Source organism: Sulfitobacter mediterraneus (assembly GCF_016801775.1).
Taxonomy (GTDB): Bacteria; Pseudomonadota; Alphaproteobacteria; order Rhodobacterales; family Rhodobacteraceae; genus Sulfitobacter; species Sulfitobacter mediterraneus_A.
In genome coordinates this window covers 3,575,780-3,600,584 of sequence record NZ_CP069004.1, presented here as the reverse complement: position 1 = coordinate 3,600,584, position 24,805 = coordinate 3,575,780, and the positions used below count along the sequence as shown (strand labels likewise).

The window sequence follows — 24,805 nt, the reverse complement described above, 5'->3', positions numbered from 1 at the left end:
GTCAAATTTGACCGATATTGGCGATGGCGGGCAAGACCGTGCAGCGCGATCCTTTTCTGTTTGGGTTGCAGCCGACAGCGGCTCAGAAGATCGCAGCATGTGACCGATATATTTATCATGGCAACAAAATAACGGCAGCAAACCGCCACACTGCGAACACATTGCCCTGCAAAATTGGCGCGGCAATTATTGTCGACCCCGGTAGCCCTTTTTATGTTAAATGTCATTTCCTGCATCACCGTCGAACACGATCTCAGCCTGGTCCTCGTGGCCGGACTTCTATGTGCCTTCGGCAGCTGGGTCACATCGCGGCTTTATAAATCTGCGCAGATGCGGCCCAAACACCGCGCGATTTCGTGGCATTTTCTGACGGCCCTGACCGCAGGCGTAACAATCTGGTGCACCCATTTCATTGCGATGCTTGGCTATCGACCCGGTGCGCCCGTGAACTTTGACTACACGTTGACTATCGTATCCCTGATCATCGCAATCGCCGGCAGCACTGTCGGCGTGCTGTTTGCCAGCCTGTCCAAGACGCGCTTCGCCCCGGCGTTTGGCGGTGCGATCCTCGGGCTTGCCATTGCCGGAATGCATTACGCCGGAATGATCGCCTATCGTGTGCAGGGCGTTGTTTATTGGGACAAAAGCTTTCTCGCGATTTCAATTGTGCTTGCAGTGATTTTTGCGGCAGTGGCCTTATGCCTTGGCAGCAAGAGCACCCGTTGGAGCGAGTTTCAAATGACAGGCGCGTTGACCGTTGGTATCGTCAGCCTGCATTTCACCGGCATGACCGCCTTTCACGTCGAGCCGTTGAACATTTCAGGTGAATTTGTGAACCCCGAAGCCTTCAAGATTTTGGCGCTGGCGATTGCGGGCACAGCTGTTTTGATCGTTGTCGGCGGGTTTCTGAGCTATGCCGTGGAAAGCCGCATTCGCATGGAAAGCATCAAGGAACTGACCGAAGCACGCAATGCCGCCGAAGAGGCCAGCCGTGCCAAATCCGAATTCATGAGCGTTCTGAGCCATGAGCTGCGCACCCCGCTGACCATTGTTTTGGGGTATGCCGGCATCGTGACCAAACTCAAGGACCACCACGAGAAAATTGCCGCCCGAAATGGAACGACGGCTGTGCCCGGACCGAACCCGATCGGCGAACAGGCCGAGCTCTACGGGCAGAAAATCACGGTTGCTGCGGATCACCTTTTGACGCTGATCAACGAGATCCTCGATTACACCAGCATGGAACTGGACGACGCCAAGCTGACCAGAGATATCTTCCCGCTGCCTGCCCTGCTGGATCAGGTCGCCGACCAGTTTGAGAAACTCGCGCAGGACAAGTCCATTGCACTGGATGTGCAGTCCGAACAGATCGACGCCTTTGCGGACCGCGGACGGATTTTGCAGATCTTGATCAACCTGGTGGGCAATGCGGTGAAGTTTTCCAACGGCTCGCAGATTTCGCTGTCCGCGCAAATGTCCAAGACCGGGTTCACCATCGAAGTGCGCGACAATGGCTGCGGCATCCCCGAAGAACATCTGGACCGCATTTTCCAAGCCTTCCAACAGGTTGAGACCGCTGACACAAGATCCGAAGGCGGCACCGGCCTTGGTCTGGCGATCTGCAAACGGCTGGCCATTGCCCATGGTGGCGACATCAAGGTGCGCAGCTATCTGGGCGCTGGCACGACCTTTACGCTGTCATTGCCTGCCTCGGCCTTGGCCCTGTCAGAGACCCCCGCCGCCGCACCGCAAGGGCGTTCGAATTTTCGTTTGGCACGTGCAGGTTAACGGCAGGATACGCCGACCAGTCACTCTGGCAAAATCTTGCCCGGGTTCATGATGTTGTCCGGGTCAATCGCGGCTTTGATCGCGCCCATGATACCCACGGTGCCTGCACCCAACTCCTTGACCAGATAGGGGCGTTTGCCTTGCCCGATGCCATGTTCGCCCGTGCAGGTGCCGTCCATCGAAATGGCAAGTTCGTTCAGCCAGCTCACAAAACCCCCCGCGCGGGCTACTTCATCAGCATCTTCCATGTCGATCATGATGGAGGCATGGAAATTGCCATCCCCTGCATGACCCACAATCGGCGCAAAAAGGTTCATCTCTGTCGCCTTGGTTTCTGCTGCCGTCACAGCTTCGGCAAAGCGCGAGATCGGCACGCAGACATCAGTGGCAATGCCCTTGCGGCCCGGACAGGCTTGGATCATCGCCCAATAGGCATCATGACGCGCCTGCCATAGCTTGTTCCGCTCCTCCAAGGTTGCGGTGGCCTCATAGCCGGTGCCGCCTTCCTCTTCGGCCAGCATGCCAAAGGTTTCTGCCTGTTCTGCCACCCCGGCTTCGGATCCGTGAAACTCTAGCAAGAGCAGCGGCGTTTCCGGCAGGGACAGATTGGAATAGGCGTTCACCGCCTTCACAAGCTGCGCATCCATCAATTCGATCCGCGCCACAGGCAGGCCATATTGGATCACCGCCATCACGGTTTTTGAGGCAGCCTCCACACTGGGAAAGGAACATCGCGCCGCCGAGATCGCCTCGGGTATGCCCTGCAAACGCAGGGTGATTTCCGTGATCATGCCCAGCGTCCCTTCTGAGCCGACCATAAGCCGGGTCAGATCATAACCTGCCGAAGATTTTCGTGCCCGGCTGGCGGTGCGGATCACCGTGCCATCGGGCATCACTGCCTCAAGGCTCAGCACGTTGTCCTTCATCGTGCCATAGCGCACCGCATTGGTGCCCGAGGCCCGCGTCGCCGTCATCCCCCCGATCGAGGCATTGGCGCCAGGATCGATGGGAAAGAACAGCCCCTGATCCCGCAGATAGGTATTGAGCGCCTCGCGGGTCACGCCCGGCTGCACCCGGCAATCAAGATCGCCTGCATTGACCTCAAGCACCTGATCCATCTGGCTGAGATCCACGGAAATGCCGCCCGCGGGTGCATTCACATGCCCCTCCAGTGAGGTGCCTGTGCCATAGGCAATGACCGGCACCTTATGGGCGGCGCAGGCTTTGACAATGTCCGAAACTTCTTGCGTGGATTGGGCGAACACCACCGCATCTGGCATCTGGTTTTCGATCCAGGTGGTGGTATGGCCATGCTGTTCGCGGATCGAATGACCTGTTTGCAACCGCTCGCCAAACTGTTGCTTCAAGATCCCCACGACGGTGGCGATCCCCTCTTCGTTGCGCGGCAAAGCTCTGGCATCTCCCATGGTGTCTCTCCCCTTATTCTCCGTATGCGATGCCTTCGCGGCGCTGATCGGCACCGCCCTGCAGATCATTGCCAATGGCAATCAGATGCAGACCGGAGGTCAGCCCCCGCGCGTTCACCTCAAATCCCATCGCTTCGAGCGGGGCGGCAAGCGTTTCGGCCGGTGTGCCCGCCTCCAGATCATAGGTGCCAAAGCGGTTAACGGCATGAGGCACCATCACCGCTTGCTGCACGTCGAGCCCCCAGTCGATCACCCCGACAATGGCTTGCGCCACATAGCCGATGATGCGGCTTCCGCCCGGGCTGCCCACGGCCAGCACCGGTTTGCCATCTTTGAGCACGATGGTTGGTGCCATGGAAGAGCGGGGCCGCTTGCCGGGCTCCACCCGATTGGCCACCGGCACCCCGTCGCGGTGCGAACGGAAGGAAAAATCTGTCAACTCATTGTTGAGCAGAAAACCACCCGCCATGACGCGTGATCCAAAACCGTTTTCAATGGTCGTGGTCAGGCTGGCCACATTGCCATAGCTGTCAACAATCGACACATGGCTGGTCGACGGCAGCTCAATCGCCGCGTCATCGGCCCAGTTCAGTGCATGATCAAATTCCGGATTGCCCGGTGCAACCTCGGTCAAGGCCGCATCCCCATCCAGCAGTTTCGCCCGCTCCGCCAGATAGCCCGGCTCCAGCAATCCCTGTACCGGCACGGGCACATAATCGCTGTCCGCGAGATACCGGCCGCGGTCTGCAAAGGCCAAACGCCCCGCATCCCCCATCAGGCGGCGCACCTCTGGGTCAAGCGGTCCGGCACTCAGGTCGGAGCCTTCAAGCAGCCCAAGGATCTGCCCAACCGCCACAGCGCCCGAGGAGGGCGGCCCCATGCCGCAGACCTCATGGCCGCGATAGGGCGCGCAAACGGCGGCGCGTTCCTTGACCTGATAGATCGCCAGATCCGTCTCGGACAGTACACCCGGATTGCCCTCTGCGCCCTGAACGGCCGCCACGATCTGGCGCCCGATGGCACCGCCATAAAACGCGCCCGCGCCCTCCTTGGCAAATGTGGCAAGTGTCTGCGCATAGGCCGGATTGCGCAGGGTGGCCCCCACTTCAATCGGCGCCCCCTCCGGAAGAAAATAGGCTGCGGTGTCAGGCGAAGTTGCCAAACGCATGGCATCTCCGGCCACCAGCTTGGCCAATCGCGGCGATACGGCAAACCCGTCCTGCGCCACTTGTTGTGCCGGGGCCAGCAAAGACGCCCAGTCGCGATTGCCCCAGCGGGCATGTACGTCCGCCATCAGCGCCGGCGTGCCGGGCGTGCCAACGGACCGTCCGCCCACAACCGCATCGAAAAACTTCAGCGGCGCGCCGTCCTGATCCTGAAACAACTGCGGTGTCGCGGCCAAGGGTGCGGTTTCCCGGCCATCCAATGTTGTCACCGCGCCCGACTTGGCATCATACCAAACCAGAAAGGCGCCGCCGCCCAGACCAGAGCTTTGCGGCTCAACCAAACCCAACATGGCCTGCACAGCCACCAGGGCATCTGCCGCCGTGCCGCCCGCCGCGAGCACATCTGCACCGGCCTGCACCGCATGGGGATTGGCCGCCGCGACCATCCAATTGTCCGCCACCACGGGCCGCCCCTGCGCCTTGGCCTCGGCGGATGCTGCCAGTCCCGCGGGAAGATCTGCAAAGACCCCTGCCCCTGACGCCTCAGGCGCGACGCTGTCAGCCACCTGCTGCGCGGTCGCAGCTGATCCAAGACACAAGGCAAGTCCGACCAAAGCAAATCTCATGACATCACTCCTTTGCCCTTTTTGGCTCAAAAATACTCTGGGGGAGTTTGAGGGGGCAAAGCCCCTTCATCCCTTCATAAATCGAATGCGGGCTTGCCCGCGCCGCCGCCCTACAACATCGAAGGGACAACCTGATCCGGCGGGCGGTGACCGTCATCAAAGGTCTTGATGTTGATGATCACTTTCTCGCCCATCTCCATCCGGCCTTCGACAGTGGCCGATCCCATATGCGGCAGCAGCACGACATTCTCCAACTCGCGCAAGCGCGGATTGACTTGCGTGCCGTGTTCATAAACGTCCAGCCCCGCGCCCTTGATCTCGCCTGCGCGCAGCATCCGGGTGAGGGCGTTTTCGTCGATCACCTCTCCGCGCGAGGTGTTCACGATCACCGCATCGGGTTTCATCAGCTTCAAGCGCCGCGCGTTCATCAGGTGGAAGGTGCTGGGGGTGTGCGGGCAATTGATGCTGATCACATCCATCCGCGCCACCATCTGGTCCAGACTTTCCCAATAGGTTGCGTCCAGATCCGCTTCGATCTGCTCATGCAGGCGGCGTCGGTTGTGATAATGCACCTGCATGCCAAAGGCCGCCGCGCGGCGTGCCACGGCCTGTCCAATCCGGCCCATGCCCAGAATGCCAAGCCGCCGGCCGCTGACGCGCCCGCCCAGCAGGGCGGTGGGTGCCCAACCGGACCATGTGCCTTTCTGCATCTGCGCCATGCCCTCGGACATGCGGCGCGTCACCGACAGGATCAGGGCCATGGTCATATCAGCGGTATCATCGGTCAGAACGCCCGGTGTGTTGCTGACCAGCACGCCGCGTTGACGGGCAGTGGCCACATCAATGTGGTCCACTCCGGCCCCGTAATTGGCAATCAGTTTGAGCTGTTCGCCCGCCTGGCCGATCATGGCCGCGTCAATCTCGTCTGTGACAGTCGGCACCAGAACATCGGCAGTTTTCACCGCTTCGATCAGTTCACCTCGGGTCATTGGCGTGTCGTCTTCGCGCAGCCGCACGTCAAAAAGTTCGGACAGCCGTGTTTCCACGGCATCTGGCAACCGTCGCGTGACTACAACACTCAACCGTTTCTTTGCCATGCTTATCTCCCCGGCCTTGGCCTCAGTCTATTTGAAAGGCATGGTGTCTCATGCAGCGACGAGGCACAAGAACCCCGCGCCGCAAAAGAGCAAACAAATCAGTATGACAGTGCAGGCAGCACCCATGATCATGACAAAGTTGCAAAGCGCCGTTCTGGCGCTGGCCCTTGTGGCATTCGCCCCGCATGGACCGGTACAGGCAGGGGAAACCGGATCAGTGACCCATCTGCCGCTCCCGCGGTTCGTGTCAATGAAAGCCTCGGAAGGCAATGTGCGGCGCGGCCCGTCCCTGTCGCATCGGATCGACTGGGTTTTCAAGCGCCGCGATATGCCGCTGCGCATTACCGCAGAGCATGGTCATTGGCGCCGCGTCGAAGACCGTGACGGCATGGGCGGCTGGGTGCATTATTCGCTGCTTTCGGGCACACGCACGGTTCTGGTTGAGCAAGACATGTTGCCGCTGCATGTGCGCCCTGACCCCAATGCACCGGTGACGGCGGCTTTGGAAATTGGTGTTGTGGCTCGGCTTGGCGATTGCAGCACCGAATGGTGCGAGTTGCGATCAGGCGGCTACAAAGGCTGGGCGCCCAAGGCGCGGGTCTGGGGCGTGGCCGCCCATGAGATCCGCGAATAAGATATCCGATTTCAAAGACTTGACGAAAGCACCACCGCCGCTCAGCGGGTCTTTTCAACAAAGGCGTTGATCCGCCGCGCCAGTTCGGGGCCGACGTCCTCTTGCAGGAAATGGCCTGCGTCCGGCAAGATCACATGGTCCTGCCCCGCCGCGCCGGTCATCCGGGTTTGAAAGATCTTTTCCACCCCTGCCATGATTTTGTCGTCCGCGCCAAAAGTGGTCAGGACCGGCAGGGTCAATCCCGAAAGCACCTTCCACGCCGCGCGGTTTGCCGGGGCTGCGGGATCATCCGGTGTGCTGGGCACCAGTGCCGGAAACTTGCGCGCGCCCGCTTGATACCGATCATCGGGGAATGGCGCGTTGTAAGCGGCAACCTCGGCCTCGGTCAGCTTGGACGTGGTGCCGCCATAGACGATCCGGCCTGCGTTGAACTCCGGCACGCTCAGCGCGTAGTCCCGCCAGCTTTCAAACGCCTTGCTCATCGGTTGATCACCTGTGGGCAGCGCGGTGTTGCCGACAACGATGCGGGCAAAACGATCCGGCATCGCGGCAACAAGCCGCAGGCCGATCAGCCCGCCCCAGTCCTGCGCAAAGAGCGTGATCTCCTGCAAGTCCAGCTGCTGCACAACGGACATCATCCAGTCGACGTGCCGCTGGTAGGTGTAATCTTTCAATTCGGTGGGCTTGTCCGACCGGCCAAAGCCGATCAAGTCCGGCGCAATCACCCTGTGCCCGGCATCCACCAAAGGCGGGATCATGTGGCGGTAAAGATAGCTCCACGTCGGCTCCCCGTGCATCAACAGCACAGGCGCGGCACCGCGCGACCCTTCATCAAGGTAATGCACCCGCAATTGGCCGCCTTCGGTGTCATCCACCTTCAGATAGTTGGGGGAAAAGGCATAATCGCTCAGCCCGTCAAAATGGGCATCATCGGTCCGAAGGAATTGCATGGGTCTCTCCTTTGCATCAGGGTAGTCCGCGACACATCCCCCATTCAAGGACCAAACCATGAAAGCCATCACCTATGACCGCTTCGGAAGCGCCGCAGACGTCTTGAAGCCCGCCGAGGTGGTCTGCCCCGATCCGGCGGCGGGGGAGGTCATGGTCAAACTGGTCTATTCCGGCGTTAACCCCTCCGATGTCAAATCCCGCGCGGGCGGGCGGCCCGGTGTGACCAAACCTGCCTTTGACCAGATCATCCCGCACAGTGACGGAGCAGGCGAAGTGATCGCCGTGGGCGCAGGCGTGGATGCGGCCCGCATCGGGCAAAGGGTGTGGATCTGGAACGGCCAGTGGCAACGCCCCTTTGGGACCGCGGCCAGCCACATTACCCTGCCCGCGCAGCAAGCCGTACCTCTGCCCGACGCGGTGAGTTTTGAAACCGGCGCCAGTCTTGGCATTCCCGGGCTGACGGCGTGCCATGCCGTCTTTGGTGGCGGAGATGTTGCCGGTGAGACTGTTTTGGTTCAGGGCGGTGCAGGCACCGTTGGTCTGCTCGCCGTGCAACTGGCCAAATGGGGCGGTGCAAGGGTGATCGCGACCTGCAGCCCCAAAGATATGGATGCGGTCCGGGCGGCTGGCGCAGACCATGTGATCGACTACCGCGCCGATGATCTGCCCGCACAGGTTTTGGCGGCCAATGATGGCGCTTTTGTCGAAACCATTGTCGAAGTGGAGTTTGGCATCAACATCGCCATGGACACCGAGGTGATCGCGCCAAATGGCCGGATCGCCGCCTATGGCGCGGCCAAGGAGCTGTCACCAACGCTGCCGTTCTATCCGCTGCTGTTTAAGGCCGTGACCATCGATATCATTCTTATCTATCTGCTGCCCCCGGCCGAGCGGGACCAGACCATCACGCGGCTGCACAACGCGTTGGCCGAAGGTGCATTGGATTGTCCGGTTGCCAAAATCTATCCGCTTGCCGAAACCGCCCGCGCCCATGAGGCGGTGGAAGCCGCCGTGCGGTCCGGGGCGATCCTGATTGATTGTCAAAGCTAGGGCCGCAACCTAAGATCGGGGCGAATTTTACCACGGAATTTGTTATGCGCCTATTTGCCCTGATCTTGTGCCTGTTCCTGCCTTTTGCCACCCTCGCGCAAAGCGTGGATCAACCCAATGGCACCATCGCCATCGAAGACAACGCCAGCGCCGATGCCGCCATTGCCACCCGAATTCGCGATATTCTTGGGGAATTGGAGGGCTATGAAGACATCAGCGTCACGGTATCCTCCGGCATTGTCACCCTGCGCGGCACCACGCTGGATACGGCAACCGCAGTCCGCCTGACCGAGCTGGTTGGCCGGGTTGAGGGGGTGGTCGCGATCGAGAACGAGGTGTTCGAGACCACGGATGTGGCCCGCCGCCTGAACCCCGCGGTGGACCGGTTCAAGGCCCGCGCCACGCAATTGGTGGCCTTCCTGCCGCTGGCGCTGATTGCGCTCGGCGTATTCGTCCTGATTGTTTTTGCCGGGTTCTTCATCGCCCGGATGCGGCAACCCTGGGATCGCTTGTCGCCCAACGCCTTTATCGCCGACATCTACCGCCAGATCCTGCGCCTGCTGTTTGTGATCGGCGGCCTGGTTGTGGCGCTGGATATCGTGGGCGCAACGGCACTGCTGTCTGGCATTCTGGGTGCGGCCGGGATTGTCGGCCTCGCCATCGGTTTTGCCGTGCGCGACACGGTGGAGAATTTCATCGCCTCGATCATGCTGTCGATCCGCCAGCCGTTTCGCCCCAATGACACGGTCGAGATCAACGGCGACACCGGCAAGGTGATCCGCCTGACCAGCCGCGCCACCATTTTGCTCAGCTTTGATGGCAATCACATTCGCATCCCCAATGCGACCGTTTTCAAAAGCCGCATCGTGAACTTTTCGCGCAATGCAGAGCGGCGGTTTACATTTGCGCTGTCTGTGGCCTCGGACACCGATCTGGATGCTGCACGGCAATTGGCGTTGCAGACTCTGAACGATCTGCCCTTCGTACTGGACAGCCCTGAGGTGTCGGTTTGGGTTGAATCGGTGGATGATTTCTGGATCACGCTGATGATGGCGGCATGGATTGATCAGAATGAGACCAGCATCGTTCTGGCGCGCAGCGAGGCGATCCGCCTGACCCAGGCGGCCTTGGACGGGGCAGGAATGGCAGCGCCTGTGCCGGGCTACCGCATCGAAAACCTGCCTGCGGTCCTGCAAGCGCCGGCGCCCGCCCCCGAGGAAACAAAAGAAAGCCGCCCCCCTGCCCCAGCACCGGTTCAGGATGTGGAGGCAACAGCCGATAAAGAGCTTGAGAAAATCGTCGATCAGGAGCGCGCTGAACTGGCGCGCCGCGATCTTCTGAATATGAATGCGTCCGAGGAGTAATTTTTTGCGAAAACAGGCTTGCACCCAGCGCCCAGTCCCCTTAATTAGCCCCTCAGTTGGGATGTAGCCAAGTGGTAAGGCAACTGTTTTTGGTACAGTGTACCGTAGGTTCGAATCCTACCATCCCAGCCACTTCCAGATAGATCAAAGAACACAACACCCGTCGCACCCGCAGGTACGAAAAGGCCCCAATTTAGGCCCCTGTTGGCGCGTATCGCTACGCGGGTGCATCGGGTGTAGCGGGTGGCCCCCAGCGGTGTGCTAGAGGCCCGGACCACGGTACTAGAGCAGGTCGTAGTTAACGCCATTGGCCCAGTATTCCCAGTCGTCCCGCTTGTTATCCGCCGCCGAGCCCGTCTGAAGGTGCTCCGGACGGCAACATTGCTCGTTGTGGCAGCGATGGCGTATCACGACCCGCTGACTCAGGACTTCCCGATTGACCACGCAGTAGACGAACCTCGCCGCCGCAACCTGTCGCCCCCGGAACCTGATCTTCGGTCGCCGCACCGTCGGTCGCACCCAGCACCCATTGGCGTCGGGCGTGGTCTGGCGTAGGTTGTGGTTTTGGCAATTAATGGGGAGCAGAAATGGTATTTCTGGACGACAGAACGGAAATAGACAATTGGATGGGCCAGTCGTGCCCTGAGTTCACTGGCGTGCCTCCCGAAGTTCAGCTAGCCGCCTATTATTTCATGATCCTCTGGAGCGTGTTTGATAAGAGGAATTTGAACCGCAGTGCCAGCAGACTTCTCATAGCGAAGTACTGTGAGGGGGTACCGGAAGATGTGGAGTTCGAGCCCTTCGAAACTTGCTGGAATTATTATCAAGGCCGTTTCGCTGATCCTACAGGCGTCAATGATCACTTCAATGAATTGGTAGGGGAAGATTACGGGACCAGAAAACGCCTTGAACCGACTATCGCCGCTCAGCAGGGAACACCGAAAGACAAGCTAACGGCACTTGTCTGGATAACCTATCGGCTACGCTGCAACCTCATGCACGGAGCAAAGCACAAAAAAGGGATCAGCGATCAGTATGACAATCTGATGATGGGAGCCAAGCTGATGACCAAGATCATGGACCTGAAGCTGAAACCGGTGGGCTAGCCGGAAGCAACCTAGCTCCAGTCATGTGCTTGTATCACCGCCTCCAACTGTGCGCGAAGAGGAGCCCTCTGGCCCCTCCAATCCATGCAATTCTCAACTCTTTTGGCCCGTCCTTGCCTTCCAGGGGACGCTTATAGAGAGAACACGCAGATATTGAAGTCGATCTTCGCAACCCAATCGTAGGTTAATCGCCTAACTCTCTCGAGGGCCGAAGAATGAATCGGCGTCATCGATGATTGGAGTAAACCATCAATGACCACTACACAGAAACCAGAAACAGGAGAAAAAACACAGAAAGAAATCGAGATGCTGGCAACAGTGTTCGCGCAGCAATTTGTACGCAAAGACAATAAGTTCTTCGATGTAGATTACCTCGGTAGCGCCTTATCACGCACCGACGTGGAGCAGATGATCTTAAACCGCATCTCGGAAGAATACCCTGACGTCACGATGTCGACCCCTTTGCTAAAAGGGCTTTACGGCAAGCTCATTCAGGCACAGCACAGCGACCGCTCACGATCGATACAGGTCTGGAACGGGCATTCAGTCTGCTTGCCGGGGCGTACTGATCGCCTTGTGTCCGAGCGTGGCGCAGTAGCAACCAATGTCTGGGTTCAGCCAGCATATCGGGACCTGAAGATAAACTCACTGGACGCGGATGTGATCGACGAATTCCTCAGCTACGTCTTCCAGACCGAAGCTGAACACGATCTGTTCGTTAACTGGCTGGCCTACTGCCTTCAGAACGAGAGCGAGAAGCCGTCTTGGGCCCCGTTCTTCTATTCTGCCAGCAAGGGCACGGGCAAGAGCACCTTGTGCCGCTTGATGACCGAGCTGTTCGGAGAGCATAACACTGCCGTTCAGAACAATGTTGATAAGCTGACCCAGCAGTTCAATGCGACGCTGCTGAGAAGCAAGCTGGTGATCTGCGAAGAGACACATCTTCAGCAGGGATCGTCGAAGGGCAATACGATAAAGACCTATATCACCGATCCGTTCATTCTTGTTGAGCAGAAGGGCAAGGAGCAGGTCCGTGCGCGAAACGTCACATGCTTCGCCTTTACCTCGAACTTCCTGCCTGACTGGATGGAACCGGGTGAGCGGCGCTACGCTGTCTTCGATGTTGACCATGACGGTTGCGCTGGCGGGCCTGACGCTGACGCCTTCGCTGAGCTAGTTGGGCGCGTTCATGCCTTCCTCGACGATCCGAGCAACGTGGCGCGGTTCTATAACGCTCTGATGTCCAGAGAGCTGCCAACGACGTTCAACGCGAAGAGCCTGAACATCACCGACCAAGCGACGCCGATCATGAAGCGACTGCAGGAGACGAGCCGCCAGACCAACCTCGACCAATTGGAGGAATATCTGAACGCTGAGAAGCTTGTGGTCGTGCCGCAGGAGACTGTCGCGACCTACGTTCGGGAGGAGCTGAACGGTAATGGCAATCAAACCCGCCATCTGATGAACGAGCTGAGATGGATTAAGTCCACTGTGAAGTGGGGGGGCCGAGACTATGCAAGGTCGATCTGGGCTCGCCCGGGCTACATTGTCGATGGCGGAAAGATCTTCGGCACCGGGCACGACGGGACACCGATCGCGGATTACCTCGACACAACCCGGATGCACGGAGAAATCGAGGTGATCCAATGAGCCACCATGTGTTCGTCTATCAGGATGAAAGTGAAGTCTGGCTGCAAGACATCATGGATAACCACTACGAGGAGGCCCTTGCGAGGGCCAACTCAGTTCTGGCGCAGACCACGCCCGACGCCAATGGGTGCTGGGTGCGACCGACGGTGCGGCGACCGAAGATCAGGTTCCGGGGGCGACAGGTTGCGGCGGCGAGGTTCGTCTACTGCGTGGTCAATCGGGAAGTCCTGAGTCAGCGGGTCGTGATACGCCATCGCTGCCACAACGAGCAATGTTGCCGTCCGGAGCACCTTCAGACGGGCTCGGCGGCGGATAACAAGCGGGACGACTGGGAATACTGGGCCAATGGCGTTAACTACGACCTGCTCTAGTACCGTGGTCCGGGCCTCTAGCACACCGCTGGGGGCCACCCGCTACACCCGATGCACCCGCGTAGCGATACGCGCCAACAGGGGCCTAAATTGGGGCCTTTTCGTACCTGCGGGTGCGACGGGTGTTGTGTTCTTTGATCTATCTGGAAGTGGCTGGGATGGTAGGAAACCTTGACGGTCGTTGATTGCTATAGGTTTTCCCGACTGGTCGCCGGATCTGGGGCCGAAACGGGGGCAGTTTTAGCGTATCTGTTGACGATCGTAGCGGCGGTGGCGGGTGTCGCGGGTGTGGTCTGCTGGCTGCCGAGTACTGCGCCCCGCTGCTGGCCTCCTGTGACCACCTGAGAACGGTCCGTTGCCGACCGTGGCGACCCGCTGCCGACCGTGGCGCTCAGAGAACCAGATGCAGGATCCAGTTGAAGAGACCGATCATGGCGTCGTCCACGATCGCAACCTCAACCAGCCCCGTCAGACGCACCAGCAAGTACCAGATCACCGCCGCTAGCGAACAGACAGCGAGCGCGGCAACAACGTAGGCAGTATTCAGCACAGGTTCCACGGGTCGGACATAGCACGTTTATTGGCTCACGTCCTGCTCCTGCTGGTCACCGGCGGTCTCGAGGTGGTCAGACACGCAGCCCCAGAACTGGTTCCTGTGTTCGTACTCGCCTGACTTGGGATCTAGGCAGTCGTCCAGACCAATTACCCCAGCCGCCCAGTAGGCTGAGAAGGCAACCAAGGCGAGGGCCATGAACTTCATCATGTAGGTTGGCAAAGCCAGTGAGAAGCCGAGCAGTCCCACTCCGACGATAAACAGCTCAAAGTAAAGTATCATTGTAGTCGCTCCCCATGATCCGGCCTCCTAGTTAACCAGCTTTGCCGTCGATCGCCCCGCGTAGTTTCGAAGCGGCACTGAAAATGAGACTCATAGTCTGTAGATCGAAAGTCTGCAATCACGCCTACCTTCGGCATGGCAATTCGCAGGCTCGTGGGCCGAAACCTTAAGCATTATCGAGAAGCCGCTGGGCTCTCGCAGGAGGCCCTCGCCTTCGAGTGTGGGCTGCATAGGACTTATGTGAGCGGCGTTGAGCGCGGCGTAAGAAACCCTACCGTTGTCGTTCTGGCTAAGCTGGCCGCACCGCTGGAGATCGAGCCTTGGCGGCTGTTGGTGGAGGAGGGCACTAGACGGTGACCAACTTGGCAAGAGCAACTAATATACACCTTTGATGTGAGATAGTTCCGCCAGGAATCGCTCCGGCGCTTGATTGCCAAAATATTAGATATATACCATCCTCTTCACTATAGAACGCGGGCCATAGCAAAGTGACTTACCAAAAAGATGTTCAGGATGCGCATAAGTACCTGCAGCAAAGGAGTTATAAGCGTTCACTAAAAGCTGCACTTTCAGCTGCAAAGAAATCCCCACGTTCAGCTGTAGCTTTCAATATTGCTGGTATCGCAGCGAGCGCAACTGGACGACAAACAGATGCAATCAAGTACTTTCGAAGAGCGATAGAAATTGACCCAGCCCTTCCCGATGCAGAGAAGAATCTCGCACAAACGTTAATCTTGACTGGAAGGGCAGATAAGGCCGTACAACTGTTAAGCGTTCTTGTGCAAAAAAGCCCAGAAGACTGGAAGGTCTGGTTCTTGAAAGCTCAGGCCGAGTTCGGATTAGGCAAAGAGCGTGCCGCACTCTCATCATCGGATGAAGCGATCGCTAAGAGCTCAGGCATTGTTACAATACACCACCTTCGCAGCACGATCAATTTGCGCCTAGGGCATATCAAAGATGCCATTATTGATCTACAGAAAGTCCTTCAAATCAATCCCAATGACGTAACGGCGTTAACTAATCTAAGTCTTCCACTTGCGCGGCAGGCGCAATCGCAGGATGCCCTCCGGGTCGTGCAAAAAGCAGTTGAACTTGACCCAAACAACATCCCAGCAAGAGTGCGACTTGCAAGTCAATACGTTGAAATGGGAAAACCTGAAGAAGGTATTCGTCATTTCAAGATAGCCTTGGAGATCCAGCAATACAATTCGGCTGCACTAGAACAACTCGCTCACTTGTTCGCCGATGCGGATGCAGCTGCGCTTGAGCCCAAAATTCGCAAGGCTTTGGAAAAGGCCCCCAAAAAATCGGAAGATCGAGCATCCTTACTCTACGCCCTCTCCGCCGCCTTGGCCGCAAATAATGAAAGCGCCGAAGCGGAGAAGACGCTAGGTCTTGCGAACAAGGAAATGGCTCATCTATTTCCATATGAAGCAGAAGCTGATGCCGCTGTTACAAACGCCATTCTTGCTCGTTTTCCATCGCCTATGAAGGTTGAAGAAACACGTCGATCATCATGCAGACCTATCTTCGTGATTGGCCTACCCCGGTCTGGCACAACCCTTGTCGAAGCGATTTTGGGTGCACATCCAAATGTAGTACCGCTCGGCGAACGCGGGACGGCAGGCTTTTTGCTGCGTGATACCATCGAACAAGATCTTCCTTTCACGCCTGAAGCTGCAGCCGAACTGGTTAAGCAGGATCAGAGACTTTTGCCAGATCTGCCCGTAAGTGCCACTGCTTATGTGGATAAGATGCCGGAGAACTATCGACTGGTGGGTTTTTTGAAGCAGGCCTACCCTGACTGCAAAATCATCAATGTGCAGCGCGACCCAAGGGATATCGCGCTCTCAATGTGGAGGTCTCATTTTTCGGGGAGTGTTCTTTCATACACCTATGACTGGGATTGGATGGCAGCCAAATTCAACTTGTATGCAAGTTCGATGGAACATTGGAGAAGTGTGTTATCGGGCGAAATACTTGATGTCCGTTACGAAAAACTGGTTGAGAATGTCGAGGGCATTGGCCGTCAAATGGCAGATTTCTGCGATTTGGAATGGCACGCTAAAATGGCGCGTCCAGACCTAAGCACGGATCAAATTTTGACACTCAGTGCAACTCAATTGCGTATGCCAGTGCACAAGGGTTCAGTTGGGAAGTGGAGAGAAAAGGCTGGATTGTTAGAACAATTTTGCAACGGCTTGGATACTGTTCGATGGAGCCACCTTCTCAATTCCTAGTCGACCTCCTTCAGCCTCGACGTGTTACGAAAATTGAGTTGGCGGGCAATTCTCTTCTGCCTTCCAGATAAAAAAAGAAAAGTGGAACCCCCGGCCGGCAGACGCCAGCCGAGGTTTTTTTTGGGGGTATTTTCTGTTGACCACGTAGTCGGCTAGCCACTGCCAGTAATACTGGGCACTGATGAAGTCTTGATCCCTCGCAGCCACGTCCTCAGCGTCGGACCGAGACAGCCCACCATCGAACTCAGCATGAAGCCTGTCACCTTCCACACACCCTTGACCTAATAATCATACCCGAACAGCTGGACCTCCTCGGCCTCGATCACTGGCTTCAGCGTTGCCAACACGCCCTGATCCACATAGGTCGCGGCCCGCAACAGCGGCAGAAACCCCTCCGGCAACCAGTCAGAGTTCCACAGCTGCAACTCGCCCTCAGCAATGGCGCTGCACAGCGGCTCTGTGGTCGTCAGATCAATCTGCATCGGAATTGCGAAGCGCTGCATCCAGAGCTGAAGATGACCGCTGTTGGGCACCTTCTCGAACTTCTGCAGTATCGTGGTGACAATCGGTTGCCTGTCAGCCGCATCCAGATGGCTCAACAGACTGCTCAGGATCGCCGCATAGATCGGGTAGACCCGTGGATTGTGCAGCGCAACGTCCGTCGCGACCGCCAGTATCGGCTTAATCGGGTCTTTCAGCTCCTCCAGCTTCACCACCCGCCGCTGGAACTTCGACATGGCAATCGCAACGCTGCCCGAGTTCGGATACTCCAGAGACAGCTCATGGATCAGCAGCATATGCTTGATCAGGCTGCGCTTCTTCTTCTCTTTGCCAATCCAATGCAGCTTATCGGGCTTAATCGAAGATTGGACGATCTGATTGGACGTCGCGGTCTTGTCGGGGCTCAGCTTCATGCCGAGATCCCGCAGCACTTCCGCCAACAACTTCGTAATGCGCTCGCCGTCAGCAGGGGTGTTGCTAAAGATCCGATAGTCGTCCCGATACCTCAGGATTTTATAGTCAGTGATCTCGTCTTGCTCGATCAATGCGGTGAGCTGCGTGTCTGCGTAGCCCAGAACCAGCTCAGCAATAAGATTGGTCAGGTTTGAGCCCTGCGGGATGCCGTTGGTCTGCCCGTGACGGGACGAAGCTATCAATCGATCCAACTGATTGCCCAACAAGCTCTTATCCTGCTTCCCTTCCTTGGACTTCGCGAGCGGTTTACCGTGCAAGGCCCAGCAAATGGTATGGGTGTAGATCGATCCGTAGCAATCGGCGATGTCGGTCTGGATCACGTGGTCGAAATCGAGGCTAAACTCGAGCGATCGCTGCTCCATCTCCATCCACCACGACAGAACCTGCGCTGCTTTGTCCTTCTGCTCGGTGTCTGTGACAACAGGGTGGCTCACACACTCGATCTTCGGGTTGGCGGCATAGGCCGCGAAGCGATCCTTCACCAGACCCCAGCCGCTGGCCTGCGTCAGGGCATCCACAAGGGCCACATAGATGACAGGGTGGATCAGTTCCTGGGGTCGCCACGCATATTTGCCATCTTTGCTGTGAAAAATGATGTGATTTACGCCCTCGTGGTCGCTGGGCGGTGACTTCCAGATGCCAGAGATGGGTTTGCCAGCCAACTTGGCGTCCACAGCCATCAGGGTTGGGGAGAAGTCGAAGTAATGTGGCAGGTCGAAGTCGAAATAAGTCTCTGACTTGAGCAGTGCTGCCTTGGCCTTGCCGCTGTCGAGGTCAATGATCCTGACGGCTTTGTCGAGCTTCTTTGTGTCTGGCATTCGGGCGATCAATTCTACTTTGGGTTCAATGTCCTCAACCTAAGCGCTGCCACCCGCTCCTGTAAACTGAGGGATCTGCCGTATCTAATAAAAGAAGCAACTACAGGAGTTACGTCATGAAGACGTTTTGCACCCTCGGCAGACCCGCCGGGGGTTTTCTTATGCCATCTCGCCCTCAGCAAGCTGCGGGGTGGCCCAATGGATGATCTCATGGAAGGCGATGTGGTCGTCATTCGGGCCTTTGACGATTGGCCTGAACATCTGTTCGAGGTCGATGAGACCTTTGACGACTGCGTGAGCGGTTACTCGATCACCGGCCCTCTGGCCGGGGTCTACGGCGAACCGGGCTTCGAGTTGATCAAGTCCGTCGCCTACCGGGCCGTTCGGTCCGCCTAAATCACACCAAAACCAAACAATGAAAGGAGCCGACCAATGTCTGCTTCCATTAAGTATGCCTATCTCAAGGGCCATACGTGGCTGTATCGTCGCCACTACCCAAGAGACGTCACCATCGTCACAGGGGTCGCTGCACTCAAGCAATCTCTGAAGACAGGAGACCCGACCACTGCCCGTGTTCGTGCCGCCGAACTGAACGCATCCTTCGAGGCGCAGGTCCAGGCCGTCAGATCTGGCGCAGAGAGAGCCGCTAGCCTGCCTGAATGGGTTGACCGTCCAGCAGCAGCCCTTGGCCACCTGCGGGCCACTCTGGAGGCCTCAGGAGGTGTGTCCTTCCAACCGAAGACCGTCGCACCCGTAGCAACCGTTGCCGAGTTGGGGCGGACGTACCTTGACCGTCGGAGCAACGAGCTGCGTCCCAGTGGGTTTAAGAGCGTGCGGTATTCCGTGGGTCTGTTCCTGTCGAAGTATGGGCGGCTGCCAGTTACCGCTCTGGATCGTGACGTTGGCCGGGAGTTCCTTCAACTGGTGGCTCAGCTATCGCCGGTCATCGGACGATCCCAGAACACCCGTGGTCTGACGCTGGATCAACTCGTTCAGTTCTCGTCTGATGGGCCTCACCGCATCACGGCGCGGACACAGCGGCGCATCTGGTCTCAGGTGAACCATTGGGTCGACTGGGTCGTCTATGAAGGCCACCTGGAGGCAAACCCGTTTCGGTCTGTTCGGTTCGATCCCAAGGTGCGTCCCGCGCCCTATGCGGTTCCCACCGACGTTGAAGTCCGGCGGCTGGTCAACCACGACGATCCGGTGCTGCGTCCGGTTCTGCTGACCTGTCTGTTGACGGGGATGCGGGCTGGGGAAGCTGTTGGCTTGCTGCGGGAAGATCTGGTGACCAAGGGCAACCTTGGGCGCTTCGTTCACGTCAGACCGAACAAGCTTCGACTACTGAAGACCGACGCTGCGGAAAGACTCGTACCTCTGCATCCTGATCTGGACGACGTGTTCGATCGACTGCCATCGTCAGGTCCACTGTTCCCTGACTTGACGGTGAACGCCGTGACGAAGCGGTTCTCGCGGGTGCGGGACTGGTTGGTTCTGGATCAACTGGTGTTTCACTCAACGCGCAAGTGGTTCATCACGCAATGCGAGCGCACAGGCGTCCCCGAACACTGGACGGCATCGCTCGTTGGCCATCAGTCAGCGCGGTCGGAGAATGGCATCACCTATGGGATCTACAGTGCAGGTATCTCTGACGAACAGAAGCGCGGCATCGTTGATCAGATCCGGCTTCCGGCATGACTGTTCCTCCGGACATTGAAGCGTTTGAGGAGCGGGTTGCCATTGCTGAGTTCGATGGTGGACTGAGCCGTCGAGAGGCGGAGGACGTCGCTGCAAGAGCTCAGGGGTTCGCTAACGCGGATCTCTACTGGCAGTGGCTGGCCGATTATGTTGTCCTGAAAAGGTACCCATGAATCTCAATCTCGGCTGGTTCGTGCTGGCCGAGACCACCATGAGTAAGAAGGTTAAGTACATGAAGAAGTTAAAATACATCGCCGTGATATTGGCCCTTGTCCTGTCGCTGGCCACGAACGTCGCGACGCTGGCATTCAGCTCTTTCGCTCTGCTGCTATCAACAGCGTTCGAGGCGATAACCGGAACGTCTGCTGTTGTCTCAGAACTAAAGCGTGACGGGATCCAGAAGGATCGTCGCATTCAGGATCTGGACGGGGAGTTAGACACAAAGAAGAAGCAAGCAGCAAAGCTGTCTGATGATCTGGCCCTGAGCGACAGGCGGGCCGATGCCCTCTCGGAAAAGGTGGCGACATCTGAGGCGCAGCGGAAGGGCTTGCGCAAGGAACTCGACTTGAAGCGTACCGAGGTGGCCGGGTTGTCGGAAGATCTTGCGGCACGGGATCGCCACATTGCGGAACTGTCGAAGTCGGCAACGAACCCGAAGGTCACCTATCGTGGGCGGCAACAGCCACTGAGCGATGCTGTGGGCGACACGGTGGACCGCATATCGCAGCGCACGGTGGTCGGATCGAGTCGCAATGTCACTGCGATCTTCGCGGAGTCGATACCGATGGTCGGTGCGGGTGTTGCCATTGCGGTCACGGGTTACGAGCTGAAAGACGGCTGCGACAACCTGAAAGACCTCAGAGCGCTGGAGCTGTCGATCAACCCCTCCATTGCCTACTCAGAGGACACGAAGGTGGTCTGTGGTCGAGAGGTGCCCACCAGTGAAGAGGTGTGGGACGCAGTGACCAATTCCCCTTCAGCGGCTTGGGACAACGTGAAGGCATATCTGCCCGAGCTCGGCGAGCTGCATCTACCGGAGATATCGATCGGTGACGGCTGGGAACGGGCGAAGGAAGGCACGTCCAGCTTCTGGGGGTCAACGAAGAACAGCGCGTCGGCGGCATGGTATGTGGTCGGGGATGGCGTCGGGTCCGCGTGGCAGAAGATGTTCGGCGATTGACACAACACTCCTCAGCTGGCTCGCGCTGGCTGGGGAGACTTCCAGTTTGATTTTTTTATCTGACAGGTGGTGGGATTGGCGTTGTGGGCGGAGCTGTCAATATCACGGGTTCGTTAGATTGGTGTAGGACGGGCAGGAAGGGCGGCTCCGGAGTGGGTGGTCGATTGGATCGATAGCAGAGCTGGCAGCACATTCTGCCAATGCTTGTTGCGGGGGCCTATCAGGTGATCGAATTTGCGGTGATGCGGGGCAAAGAGAGTTTCGGTCGGCCTTGCCAATTGTTGGGGTCCGGTCCGATAGTAAAAGGAGCTCTCGGTCGCGACTGTAATCAATTCACAAGTAGAACGGCTTCCTTACCCCGCACGATGGAGCGGGCCGTCGTCTGGGTGGTGTCGGCGTAGTCAAGTAGCTCAGGAAAAAACGACAGCAGCTCATGGTTGGTTGCTGATTCAAGTGCATCGCAAGCATGGCCGGGGAAGTAGCTTTCCGACGGAACGCCCTGCCCAAAGATGATTTCATGTCGGTCAAACAACAAATGGATATAACGAACTGGACCGCCAAATACCTGACGAACTGAATGCCCATTTACCAAGTGTTTCGCTGCAACGAGGACAGAGGCTTGTTCATAAAAAAGTTCAGCCTTCCAACCACTGATCAGCATCCGATGTTGAGGAGAAACCACTAGAGGAAGGTCGTTGCCGATACTACCAACTTCGAACCTGATTGGTGCGAATTCATTTGCTGCGCGAAAACAACCATCCACAATATATCTTATGGGCTGTGGACCGTGATCCAGGGTCTCTACCAGATCGCCAATACGAAGATCTTCAATCGGTCGGGCTCCTGATGGGGTTTCGATCAAAGTGCCGGGCGTAAAACAGGTTGGACCGAAGCTACCAACCGGCGTTTGAGTGCTTTGGGTAACAAAGGTCGAACTGACGAAAGTACCATTTTGAAGCACTTGGCCATCTGTCGGAGTGAATACTGGAGAGCCCGACGAAAGATAAAAGGTAACACCTGTGTAGGTGACTTGAGCGCCGCTAGGCAATTCGACGGTGAGCGTGTCGTTTTCCCAGACGTTGGTCACGTTAACACCGTTAAAGGTATCGCCAGTGTTGGTGCCGATGTTCCCATCATCGTTCTCGTCGATGAACTCCACGCGCTGAAAAACAAGTTGAGTGCCTGCTGGCGGCGGTGCCCCCGGATCGACAGTAAAGAACTGGTCTTCGAATGAAGTTGGCATGGCAAAACCCTTAGCTGATTGAAACTAGGGGTAGCGCGAGAATCCGGCATTATTGCGGTGGAACCAGCACCTAATCTAGGCATTCCAACTTAGTCGTGACGGACCGGTGGGCATATCCGGATTTTGATTGATCCTCTTCGGATCACAGTAAAGTTAGGTGCTGCAACATTTGGCGCATCATAGTTTTGGCGAATTGCAGCTGCAGGGTGATTGGTGCACTAAATGATAGAACTAGGGCTGGTTTGTGGAGCATAAATATGAATGACGTAACTGTCACTGTCAGTATCTCAAGGCGTTCTCGGCTTGCGGCAGCCTACGCACTGGAAGCGATCGCTGAGGCTATCCGTAACGGTGACATCAGCACACTACCAAACAATCTGATTTTAGGTCCAAATGGTGTCGGTCTAGATGTTCAAACTCACGAATGAAGTTGGATGGCGTCGGTTTCTGGGTAACTCAGACTGCCCGGCCAAAGGTTTGAGCAGCAAAAGTCTGACCGAATTGTTGTTTAGTCACGCCCTGACAGATTGGGATTTCTTTGCCGCCAACTGAGAGACTTGCTCAGCTTACGCGCCTGATTGGTATGGACCAAGAAGGAGCGCGATTACACACTGCCTGTCCAGAGCAAGAAAACAGCCGCCGCTAACAGCAAAAAACAGATCCGTTTAAAACGACGGGAATCCCTGACAAGCACTGTTGGTCGTTGGAAGTCGGTTTGTTGAAAGTAAGTTGGCCGGTGATGCATGGTTGCCTCTCGTGATCTTTGATTGATTACCATCTGATGCCAAAATGTGTTCCAAACTTGGCCATAAGCTGAATATTTGGTGGTCACACGGTCCGACTTCGGCTTTGCCGCCTGATCTCAATCGCCCCCGGCCTCGTCAACTAGCAGCCGCCAAGGCTCGATCTCCAGCGGTGCGGCCAGCTTAGCCAGAACGACAACGGTAGGGTTTCTTACGCCGCGCTCAACGCCGCTCACATAAGTCCTATGCAGCCCACACTCGAAGGCGAGGGCCTCCTGCGAGAGCCCAGCGGCTTCTCGATAATGCTTAAGGTTTCGGCCCACGAGCCTGCGAATTGCCATGCCGAAGGTAGGCGTGATTGCAGACTTTCGATCTACAGACTATGAGTCTCATTTTCAGTGCCGCTTCGAAACTACGCGGGGCGATCGACGGCAAAGCTGGTTAACTAGGAGGCCGGATCATGGGGAGCGACTACAATGATACTTTACTTTGAGCTGTTTATCGTCGGAGTGGGACTGCTCGGCTTCTCACTGGCTTTGCCAACCTACATGATGAAGTTCATGGCCCTCGCCTTGGTTGCCTTCTCAGCCTACTGGGCGGCTGGGGTAATTGGTCTGGACGACTGCCTAGATCCCAAGTCAGGCGAGTACGAACACAGGAACCAGTTCTGGGGCTGCGTGTCTGACCACCTCGAGACCGCCGGTGACCAGCAGGAGCAGGACGTGAGCCAATAAACGTGCTATGTCCGACCCCCGTGGAACCTGTGCTGAATACTGCCTACGTTGTTGCCGCGCTCGCTGTCTGTTCGCTAGCGGCGGTGATCTGGTACTTGCTGGTGCGTCTGACGGGGCTGGTTGAGGTTGCGATCGTGGACGACGCCATGATCGGTCTCTTCAACTGGATCCTGCATCTGGTTCTCTGAGCGCCACGGTCGGCAGCGGGTCGCCACGGTCGGCAACGGACCGTTCTCAGGTGGTCACAGGAGGCCAGCAGCGGGGCGCAGTACTCGGCAGCCAGCAGACCACACCCGCGACACCCGCCACCGCCGCTACGATCGTCAACAGATACGCTAAAACTGCCCCCGTTTCGGCCCCAGATCCGGCGACCAGTCGGGAAAACCTATAGCAATCAACGACCGTCAAGGTTTCCTACCATCCCAGCCACTTCCAGATAGATCAAAGAGCTAAACAGCTTGGTTGCCTGTGGTGGCTAAAAGGCCCCTATTGGCCTTCTGCTTCCTGTGCTGGCCCGAGTGATCTCAAGGGATTTGGGGGAAGATCAGGGTGGGCTAGAAGGGAGGAAGGGAATAGGTATAAGTAATGAGAAAGAACCCGGAGATAGAGAAGAGATAACAAAACCTTCCTGATCACTCCCTTACTGCTCTTCCTCTCCCTCTCGTAATCAGTGGAGTAAGCCAATGGCCACCATCGATAACCCTTGGCACTCCCGCCCCATAGACGTTCACCGCTGGTCGGACCATCCGGAGGTCGCGGGCCTGGCGGAGACAGTGTGGGCATTTAGTCTCGGTTAATGTTCAATCGGCGAAGGCATTCGTGCACAAGCCCCCTCTGACAAGGATCCTCCGTATCCTTCATGATCTTTGATACGTTAGATGACACCCGAAGGAAATTGGCGCTCTGGCGATACGATTACAATAACGTCAGACCGCACTCATCTCTGGGCAACCAAACACCCGCTGAAGCGCGTCGAGCGCTTCAGCAAGTTGGGAGCTCCGCGCACGACGCTCTTGCCAAAACGAAACCGACGAAAATGAAATCCAAATCCGCAAACTCTCGTTATGAATGAGGGAGCCTTGGGGGGCAGGTCAAAACTTGTCCATGAT

Annotated in this window: 24 protein-coding genes, 1 tRNA gene and 1 pseudogene; 16 read left to right on the top strand and 10 right to left on the bottom strand. The window is 57.3% G+C overall.

Annotated elements, in window-relative coordinates; all coding sequences use genetic code 11:
* The first annotated feature begins 213 nt into the window (after positions 1–213).
* Positions 214–1,788, top strand: a complete 1,575-nt coding sequence (locus JNX03_RS17690; RefSeq protein ID WP_203210306.1) for an MHYT domain-containing protein — start codon at positions 214–216, stop codon at positions 1,786–1,788.
* Between the two features lie 20 nt (positions 1,789–1,808).
* Here JNX03_RS17690 and JNX03_RS17685 read toward each other — a convergent pair whose 3' ends face one another.
* The 3 genes from JNX03_RS17685 to JNX03_RS17675 all read right to left on the bottom strand — a co-directional run bounded on the left by JNX03_RS17685 (position 1,809) and on the right by JNX03_RS17675 (position 6,104).
* Positions 1,809–3,215 (bottom strand): FAD-binding oxidoreductase, encoded by a 1,407-nt coding sequence (locus JNX03_RS17685; RefSeq protein WP_203210305.1) that lies wholly within the window; start codon positions 3,213–3,215, stop codon positions 1,809–1,811.
* 13 nt (positions 3,216–3,228) lie between these two features.
* Positions 3,229–5,007, bottom strand: a complete 1,779-nt coding sequence (ggt, locus tag JNX03_RS17680) for a gamma-glutamyltransferase (protein ID WP_203210304.1) — start codon at positions 5,005–5,007, stop codon at positions 3,229–3,231.
* Between the two features lie 110 nt (positions 5,008–5,117).
* Entirely contained in the window at positions 5,118–6,104 is a 987-nt protein-coding gene (locus tag JNX03_RS17675) for a 2-hydroxyacid dehydrogenase (protein ID WP_203210303.1), read from the bottom strand.
* Between the two features lie 130 nt (positions 6,105–6,234).
* On the opposite strand from JNX03_RS17675, the gene JNX03_RS17670 reads away from it, so the two are divergent.
* Positions 6,235–6,738 carry an SH3 domain-containing protein gene (locus tag JNX03_RS17670; RefSeq protein ID WP_409202391.1) on the top strand — a complete coding sequence of 168 codons (504 nt, stop codon included), beginning with the start codon at positions 6,235–6,237 and terminating at the stop codon, positions 6,736–6,738.
* Positions 6,739–6,779: 41 nt separating this feature from the next.
* On the opposite strand, the gene JNX03_RS17665 is transcribed toward JNX03_RS17670, so the two are convergent.
* Positions 6,780–7,688, bottom strand: coding sequence for a haloalkane dehalogenase (locus tag JNX03_RS17665; RefSeq protein WP_203210301.1), 909 nt, complete (start codon positions 7,686–7,688; stop codon positions 6,780–6,782).
* Positions 7,689–7,746: 58 nt separating this feature from the next.
* Between JNX03_RS17665 and JNX03_RS17660 the strand changes: the two genes are divergently transcribed.
* The 3 genes from JNX03_RS17660 to JNX03_RS17650 all read left to right on the top strand — a co-directional run bounded on the left by JNX03_RS17660 (position 7,747) and on the right by JNX03_RS17650 (position 10,235).
* On the top strand, positions 7,747–8,739 hold the full coding sequence (locus JNX03_RS17660; RefSeq protein WP_203210300.1) for an NADPH:quinone reductase: 993 nt from the start codon (positions 7,747–7,749) through the stop codon (positions 8,737–8,739).
* 44 nt (positions 8,740–8,783) lie between these two features.
* On the top strand, positions 8,784–10,103 hold the full coding sequence (locus tag JNX03_RS17655; RefSeq protein ID WP_203210299.1) for a mechanosensitive ion channel domain-containing protein: 1,320 nt from the start codon (positions 8,784–8,786) through the stop codon (positions 10,101–10,103).
* Positions 10,104–10,160: 57 nt separating this feature from the next.
* A tRNA-Gln gene (locus tag JNX03_RS17650) sits at positions 10,161–10,235 on the top strand.
* Positions 10,236–10,385: 150 nt separating this feature from the next.
* Here JNX03_RS17650 and JNX03_RS20735 read toward each other — a convergent pair.
* Complete coding sequence (locus JNX03_RS20735; RefSeq protein ID WP_432422749.1) at positions 10,386–10,514, bottom strand: HNH endonuclease; 129 nt, start codon at positions 10,512–10,514, stop codon at positions 10,386–10,388.
* A gap of 176 nt (positions 10,515–10,690) precedes the next feature.
* On the opposite strand from JNX03_RS20735, the gene JNX03_RS17645 reads away from it, so the two are divergent.
* The 3 genes from JNX03_RS17645 (at position 10,691) to JNX03_RS17635 (ending at position 13,230) form a co-directional block, all read left to right on the top strand.
* On the top strand, positions 10,691–11,209 hold the full coding sequence (locus JNX03_RS17645) for a hypothetical protein (RefSeq protein WP_203210298.1): 519 nt from the start codon (positions 10,691–10,693) through the stop codon (positions 11,207–11,209).
* A gap of 252 nt (positions 11,210–11,461) precedes the next feature.
* Positions 11,462–12,859: a primase-helicase family protein gene (locus JNX03_RS17640; RefSeq protein WP_203210297.1), complete on the top strand. Its 1,398-nt coding sequence runs from the start codon at positions 11,462–11,464 to the stop codon at positions 12,857–12,859.
* Positions 12,856–13,230 (top strand): HNH endonuclease, encoded by a 375-nt coding sequence (locus JNX03_RS17635; protein ID WP_203210296.1) that lies wholly within the window; start codon positions 12,856–12,858, stop codon positions 13,228–13,230. The genes JNX03_RS17640 and JNX03_RS17635 overlap by 4 nt, the downstream gene beginning before the upstream one ends.
* A gap of 391 nt (positions 13,231–13,621) precedes the next feature.
* On the opposite strand, the gene JNX03_RS17630 is transcribed toward JNX03_RS17635, so the two are convergent.
* Together JNX03_RS17630 and JNX03_RS17625 are read right to left on the bottom strand one after the other, a co-directional pair.
* A complete protein-coding gene (locus JNX03_RS17630) occupies positions 13,622–13,789 on the bottom strand; it encodes a hypothetical protein (protein WP_203210295.1) in 168 nt (55 codons plus the stop codon).
* Between the two features lie 18 nt (positions 13,790–13,807).
* A complete protein-coding gene (locus tag JNX03_RS17625; RefSeq protein ID WP_203210286.1) occupies positions 13,808–14,065 on the bottom strand; it encodes a hypothetical protein in 258 nt (85 codons plus the stop codon).
* 135 nt (positions 14,066–14,200) lie between these two features.
* Here JNX03_RS17625 and JNX03_RS17620 point away from each other — a divergent pair, with 135 nt between their 5' ends.
* Both JNX03_RS17620 and JNX03_RS17615 read left to right on the top strand, forming a co-directional pair.
* The gene (locus tag JNX03_RS17620; protein ID WP_203210294.1) at positions 14,201–14,422 is read left to right on the top strand and encodes a helix-turn-helix domain-containing protein; all 222 of its coding nucleotides are present in this window, start codon (positions 14,201–14,203) and stop codon (positions 14,420–14,422) included.
* Positions 14,423–14,553: 131 nt separating this feature from the next.
* Positions 14,554–16,305 carry a tetratricopeptide repeat-containing sulfotransferase family protein gene (locus tag JNX03_RS17615; protein ID WP_203210293.1) on the top strand — a complete coding sequence of 584 codons (1,752 nt, stop codon included), beginning with the start codon at positions 14,554–14,556 and terminating at the stop codon, positions 16,303–16,305.
* 281 nt (positions 16,306–16,586) lie between these two features.
* Here JNX03_RS17615 and JNX03_RS17610 read toward each other — a convergent pair whose 3' ends face one another.
* Positions 16,587–18,098, bottom strand: coding sequence for an RNA-directed DNA polymerase (locus JNX03_RS17610; RefSeq protein ID WP_203210292.1), 1,512 nt, complete (start codon positions 18,096–18,098; stop codon positions 16,587–16,589).
* A 198-nt stretch (positions 18,099–18,296) separates the two neighbouring features.
* On the opposite strand from JNX03_RS17610, the gene JNX03_RS17605 reads away from it, so the two are divergent.
* From JNX03_RS17605 to JNX03_RS17595, 3 genes are all read left to right on the top strand, one after another.
* Positions 18,297–18,494, top strand: coding sequence for a hypothetical protein (locus JNX03_RS17605; protein WP_203210291.1), 198 nt, complete (start codon positions 18,297–18,299; stop codon positions 18,492–18,494).
* 36 nt (positions 18,495–18,530) lie between these two features.
* The gene (locus tag JNX03_RS17600; RefSeq protein WP_203210290.1) at positions 18,531–19,796 is read left to right on the top strand and encodes a DUF6538 domain-containing protein; all 1,266 of its coding nucleotides are present in this window, start codon (positions 18,531–18,533) and stop codon (positions 19,794–19,796) included.
* Between the two features lie 169 nt (positions 19,797–19,965).
* Positions 19,966–20,976 carry a hypothetical protein gene (locus JNX03_RS17595; protein ID WP_203210289.1) on the top strand — a complete coding sequence of 337 codons (1,011 nt, stop codon included), beginning with the start codon at positions 19,966–19,968 and terminating at the stop codon, positions 20,974–20,976.
* Between the two features lie 328 nt (positions 20,977–21,304).
* Here the strand turns inward: JNX03_RS17595 and JNX03_RS17590 are convergent, their stop codons facing one another.
* The gene (locus tag JNX03_RS17590) at positions 21,305–22,219 is read right to left on the bottom strand and encodes a Hint domain-containing protein (RefSeq protein ID WP_203210288.1); all 915 of its coding nucleotides are present in this window, start codon (positions 22,217–22,219) and stop codon (positions 21,305–21,307) included.
* An 862-nt stretch (positions 22,220–23,081) separates the two neighbouring features.
* The gene (locus tag JNX03_RS17585; RefSeq protein ID WP_203210287.1) at positions 23,082–23,303 is read right to left on the bottom strand and encodes a helix-turn-helix domain-containing protein; all 222 of its coding nucleotides are present in this window, start codon (positions 23,301–23,303) and stop codon (positions 23,082–23,084) included.
* 135 nt (positions 23,304–23,438) lie between these two features.
* Between JNX03_RS17585 and JNX03_RS17580 the strand changes: the two genes are divergently transcribed.
* The 3 genes and pseudogenes from JNX03_RS17580 to JNX03_RS17570 form a co-directional block, all read left to right on the top strand.
* Positions 23,439–23,696: a hypothetical protein gene (locus JNX03_RS17580; protein WP_203210286.1), complete on the top strand. Its 258-nt coding sequence runs from the start codon at positions 23,439–23,441 to the stop codon at positions 23,694–23,696.
* A gap of 29 nt (positions 23,697–23,725) precedes the next feature.
* Entirely contained in the window at positions 23,726–23,884 is a 159-nt protein-coding gene (locus tag JNX03_RS17575) for a hypothetical protein (RefSeq protein ID WP_203210285.1), read from the top strand.
* A 674-nt stretch (positions 23,885–24,558) separates the two neighbouring features.
* Positions 24,559–24,768 (top strand): annotated as a pseudogene (locus JNX03_RS17570) (integrase core domain-containing protein); the annotation flags it as partial.
* Positions 24,769–24,805 lie beyond the last annotated feature (37 nt).

Coding starts and splice junctions, on each gene's coding strand:
- JNX03_RS17690 (WP_203210306.1), top strand. CDS start 214: ATGTTAAATGTCATTTCCTGCATCACCGTCGAACACGATCTCAGCCTG.
- JNX03_RS17685 (WP_203210305.1), bottom strand. CDS start 3,215: ATGGGAGATGCCAGAGCTTTGCCGCGCAACGAAGAGGGGATCGCCACC.
- ggt (WP_203210304.1), bottom strand. CDS start 5,007: ATGAGATTTGCTTTGGTCGGACTTGCCTTGTGTCTTGGATCAGCTGCG.
- JNX03_RS17675 (WP_203210303.1), bottom strand. CDS start 6,104: ATGGCAAAGAAACGGTTGAGTGTTGTAGTCACGCGACGGTTGCCAGAT.
- JNX03_RS17670 (WP_409202391.1), top strand. CDS start 6,235: ATGACAAAGTTGCAAAGCGCCGTTCTGGCGCTGGCCCTTGTGGCATTC.
- JNX03_RS17665 (WP_203210301.1), bottom strand. CDS start 7,688: ATGCAATTCCTTCGGACCGATGATGCCCATTTTGACGGGCTGAGCGAT.
- JNX03_RS17660 (WP_203210300.1), top strand. CDS start 7,747: ATGAAAGCCATCACCTATGACCGCTTCGGAAGCGCCGCAGACGTCTTG.
- JNX03_RS17655 (WP_203210299.1), top strand. CDS start 8,784: ATGCGCCTATTTGCCCTGATCTTGTGCCTGTTCCTGCCTTTTGCCACC.
- JNX03_RS17645 (WP_203210298.1), top strand. CDS start 10,691: ATGGTATTTCTGGACGACAGAACGGAAATAGACAATTGGATGGGCCAG.
- JNX03_RS17640 (WP_203210297.1), top strand. CDS start 11,462: ATGACCACTACACAGAAACCAGAAACAGGAGAAAAAACACAGAAAGAA.
- JNX03_RS17635 (WP_203210296.1), top strand. CDS start 12,856: ATGAGCCACCATGTGTTCGTCTATCAGGATGAAAGTGAAGTCTGGCTG.
- JNX03_RS17625 (WP_203210286.1), bottom strand. CDS start 14,065: ATGATACTTTACTTTGAGCTGTTTATCGTCGGAGTGGGACTGCTCGGC.
- JNX03_RS17620 (WP_203210294.1), top strand. CDS start 14,201: ATGGCAATTCGCAGGCTCGTGGGCCGAAACCTTAAGCATTATCGAGAA.
- JNX03_RS17610 (WP_203210292.1), bottom strand. CDS start 18,098: ATGCCAGACACAAAGAAGCTCGACAAAGCCGTCAGGATCATTGACCTC.
- JNX03_RS17605 (WP_203210291.1), top strand. CDS start 18,297: ATGGATGATCTCATGGAAGGCGATGTGGTCGTCATTCGGGCCTTTGAC.
- JNX03_RS17600 (WP_203210290.1), top strand. CDS start 18,531: ATGTCTGCTTCCATTAAGTATGCCTATCTCAAGGGCCATACGTGGCTG.
- JNX03_RS17595 (WP_203210289.1), top strand. CDS start 19,966: ATGAATCTCAATCTCGGCTGGTTCGTGCTGGCCGAGACCACCATGAGT.
- JNX03_RS17590 (WP_203210288.1), bottom strand. CDS start 22,219: ATGCCAACTTCATTCGAAGACCAGTTCTTTACTGTCGATCCGGGGGCA.
- JNX03_RS17585 (WP_203210287.1), bottom strand. CDS start 23,303: ATGGCAATTCGCAGGCTCGTGGGCCGAAACCTTAAGCATTATCGAGAA.
- JNX03_RS17580 (WP_203210286.1), top strand. CDS start 23,439: ATGATACTTTACTTTGAGCTGTTTATCGTCGGAGTGGGACTGCTCGGC.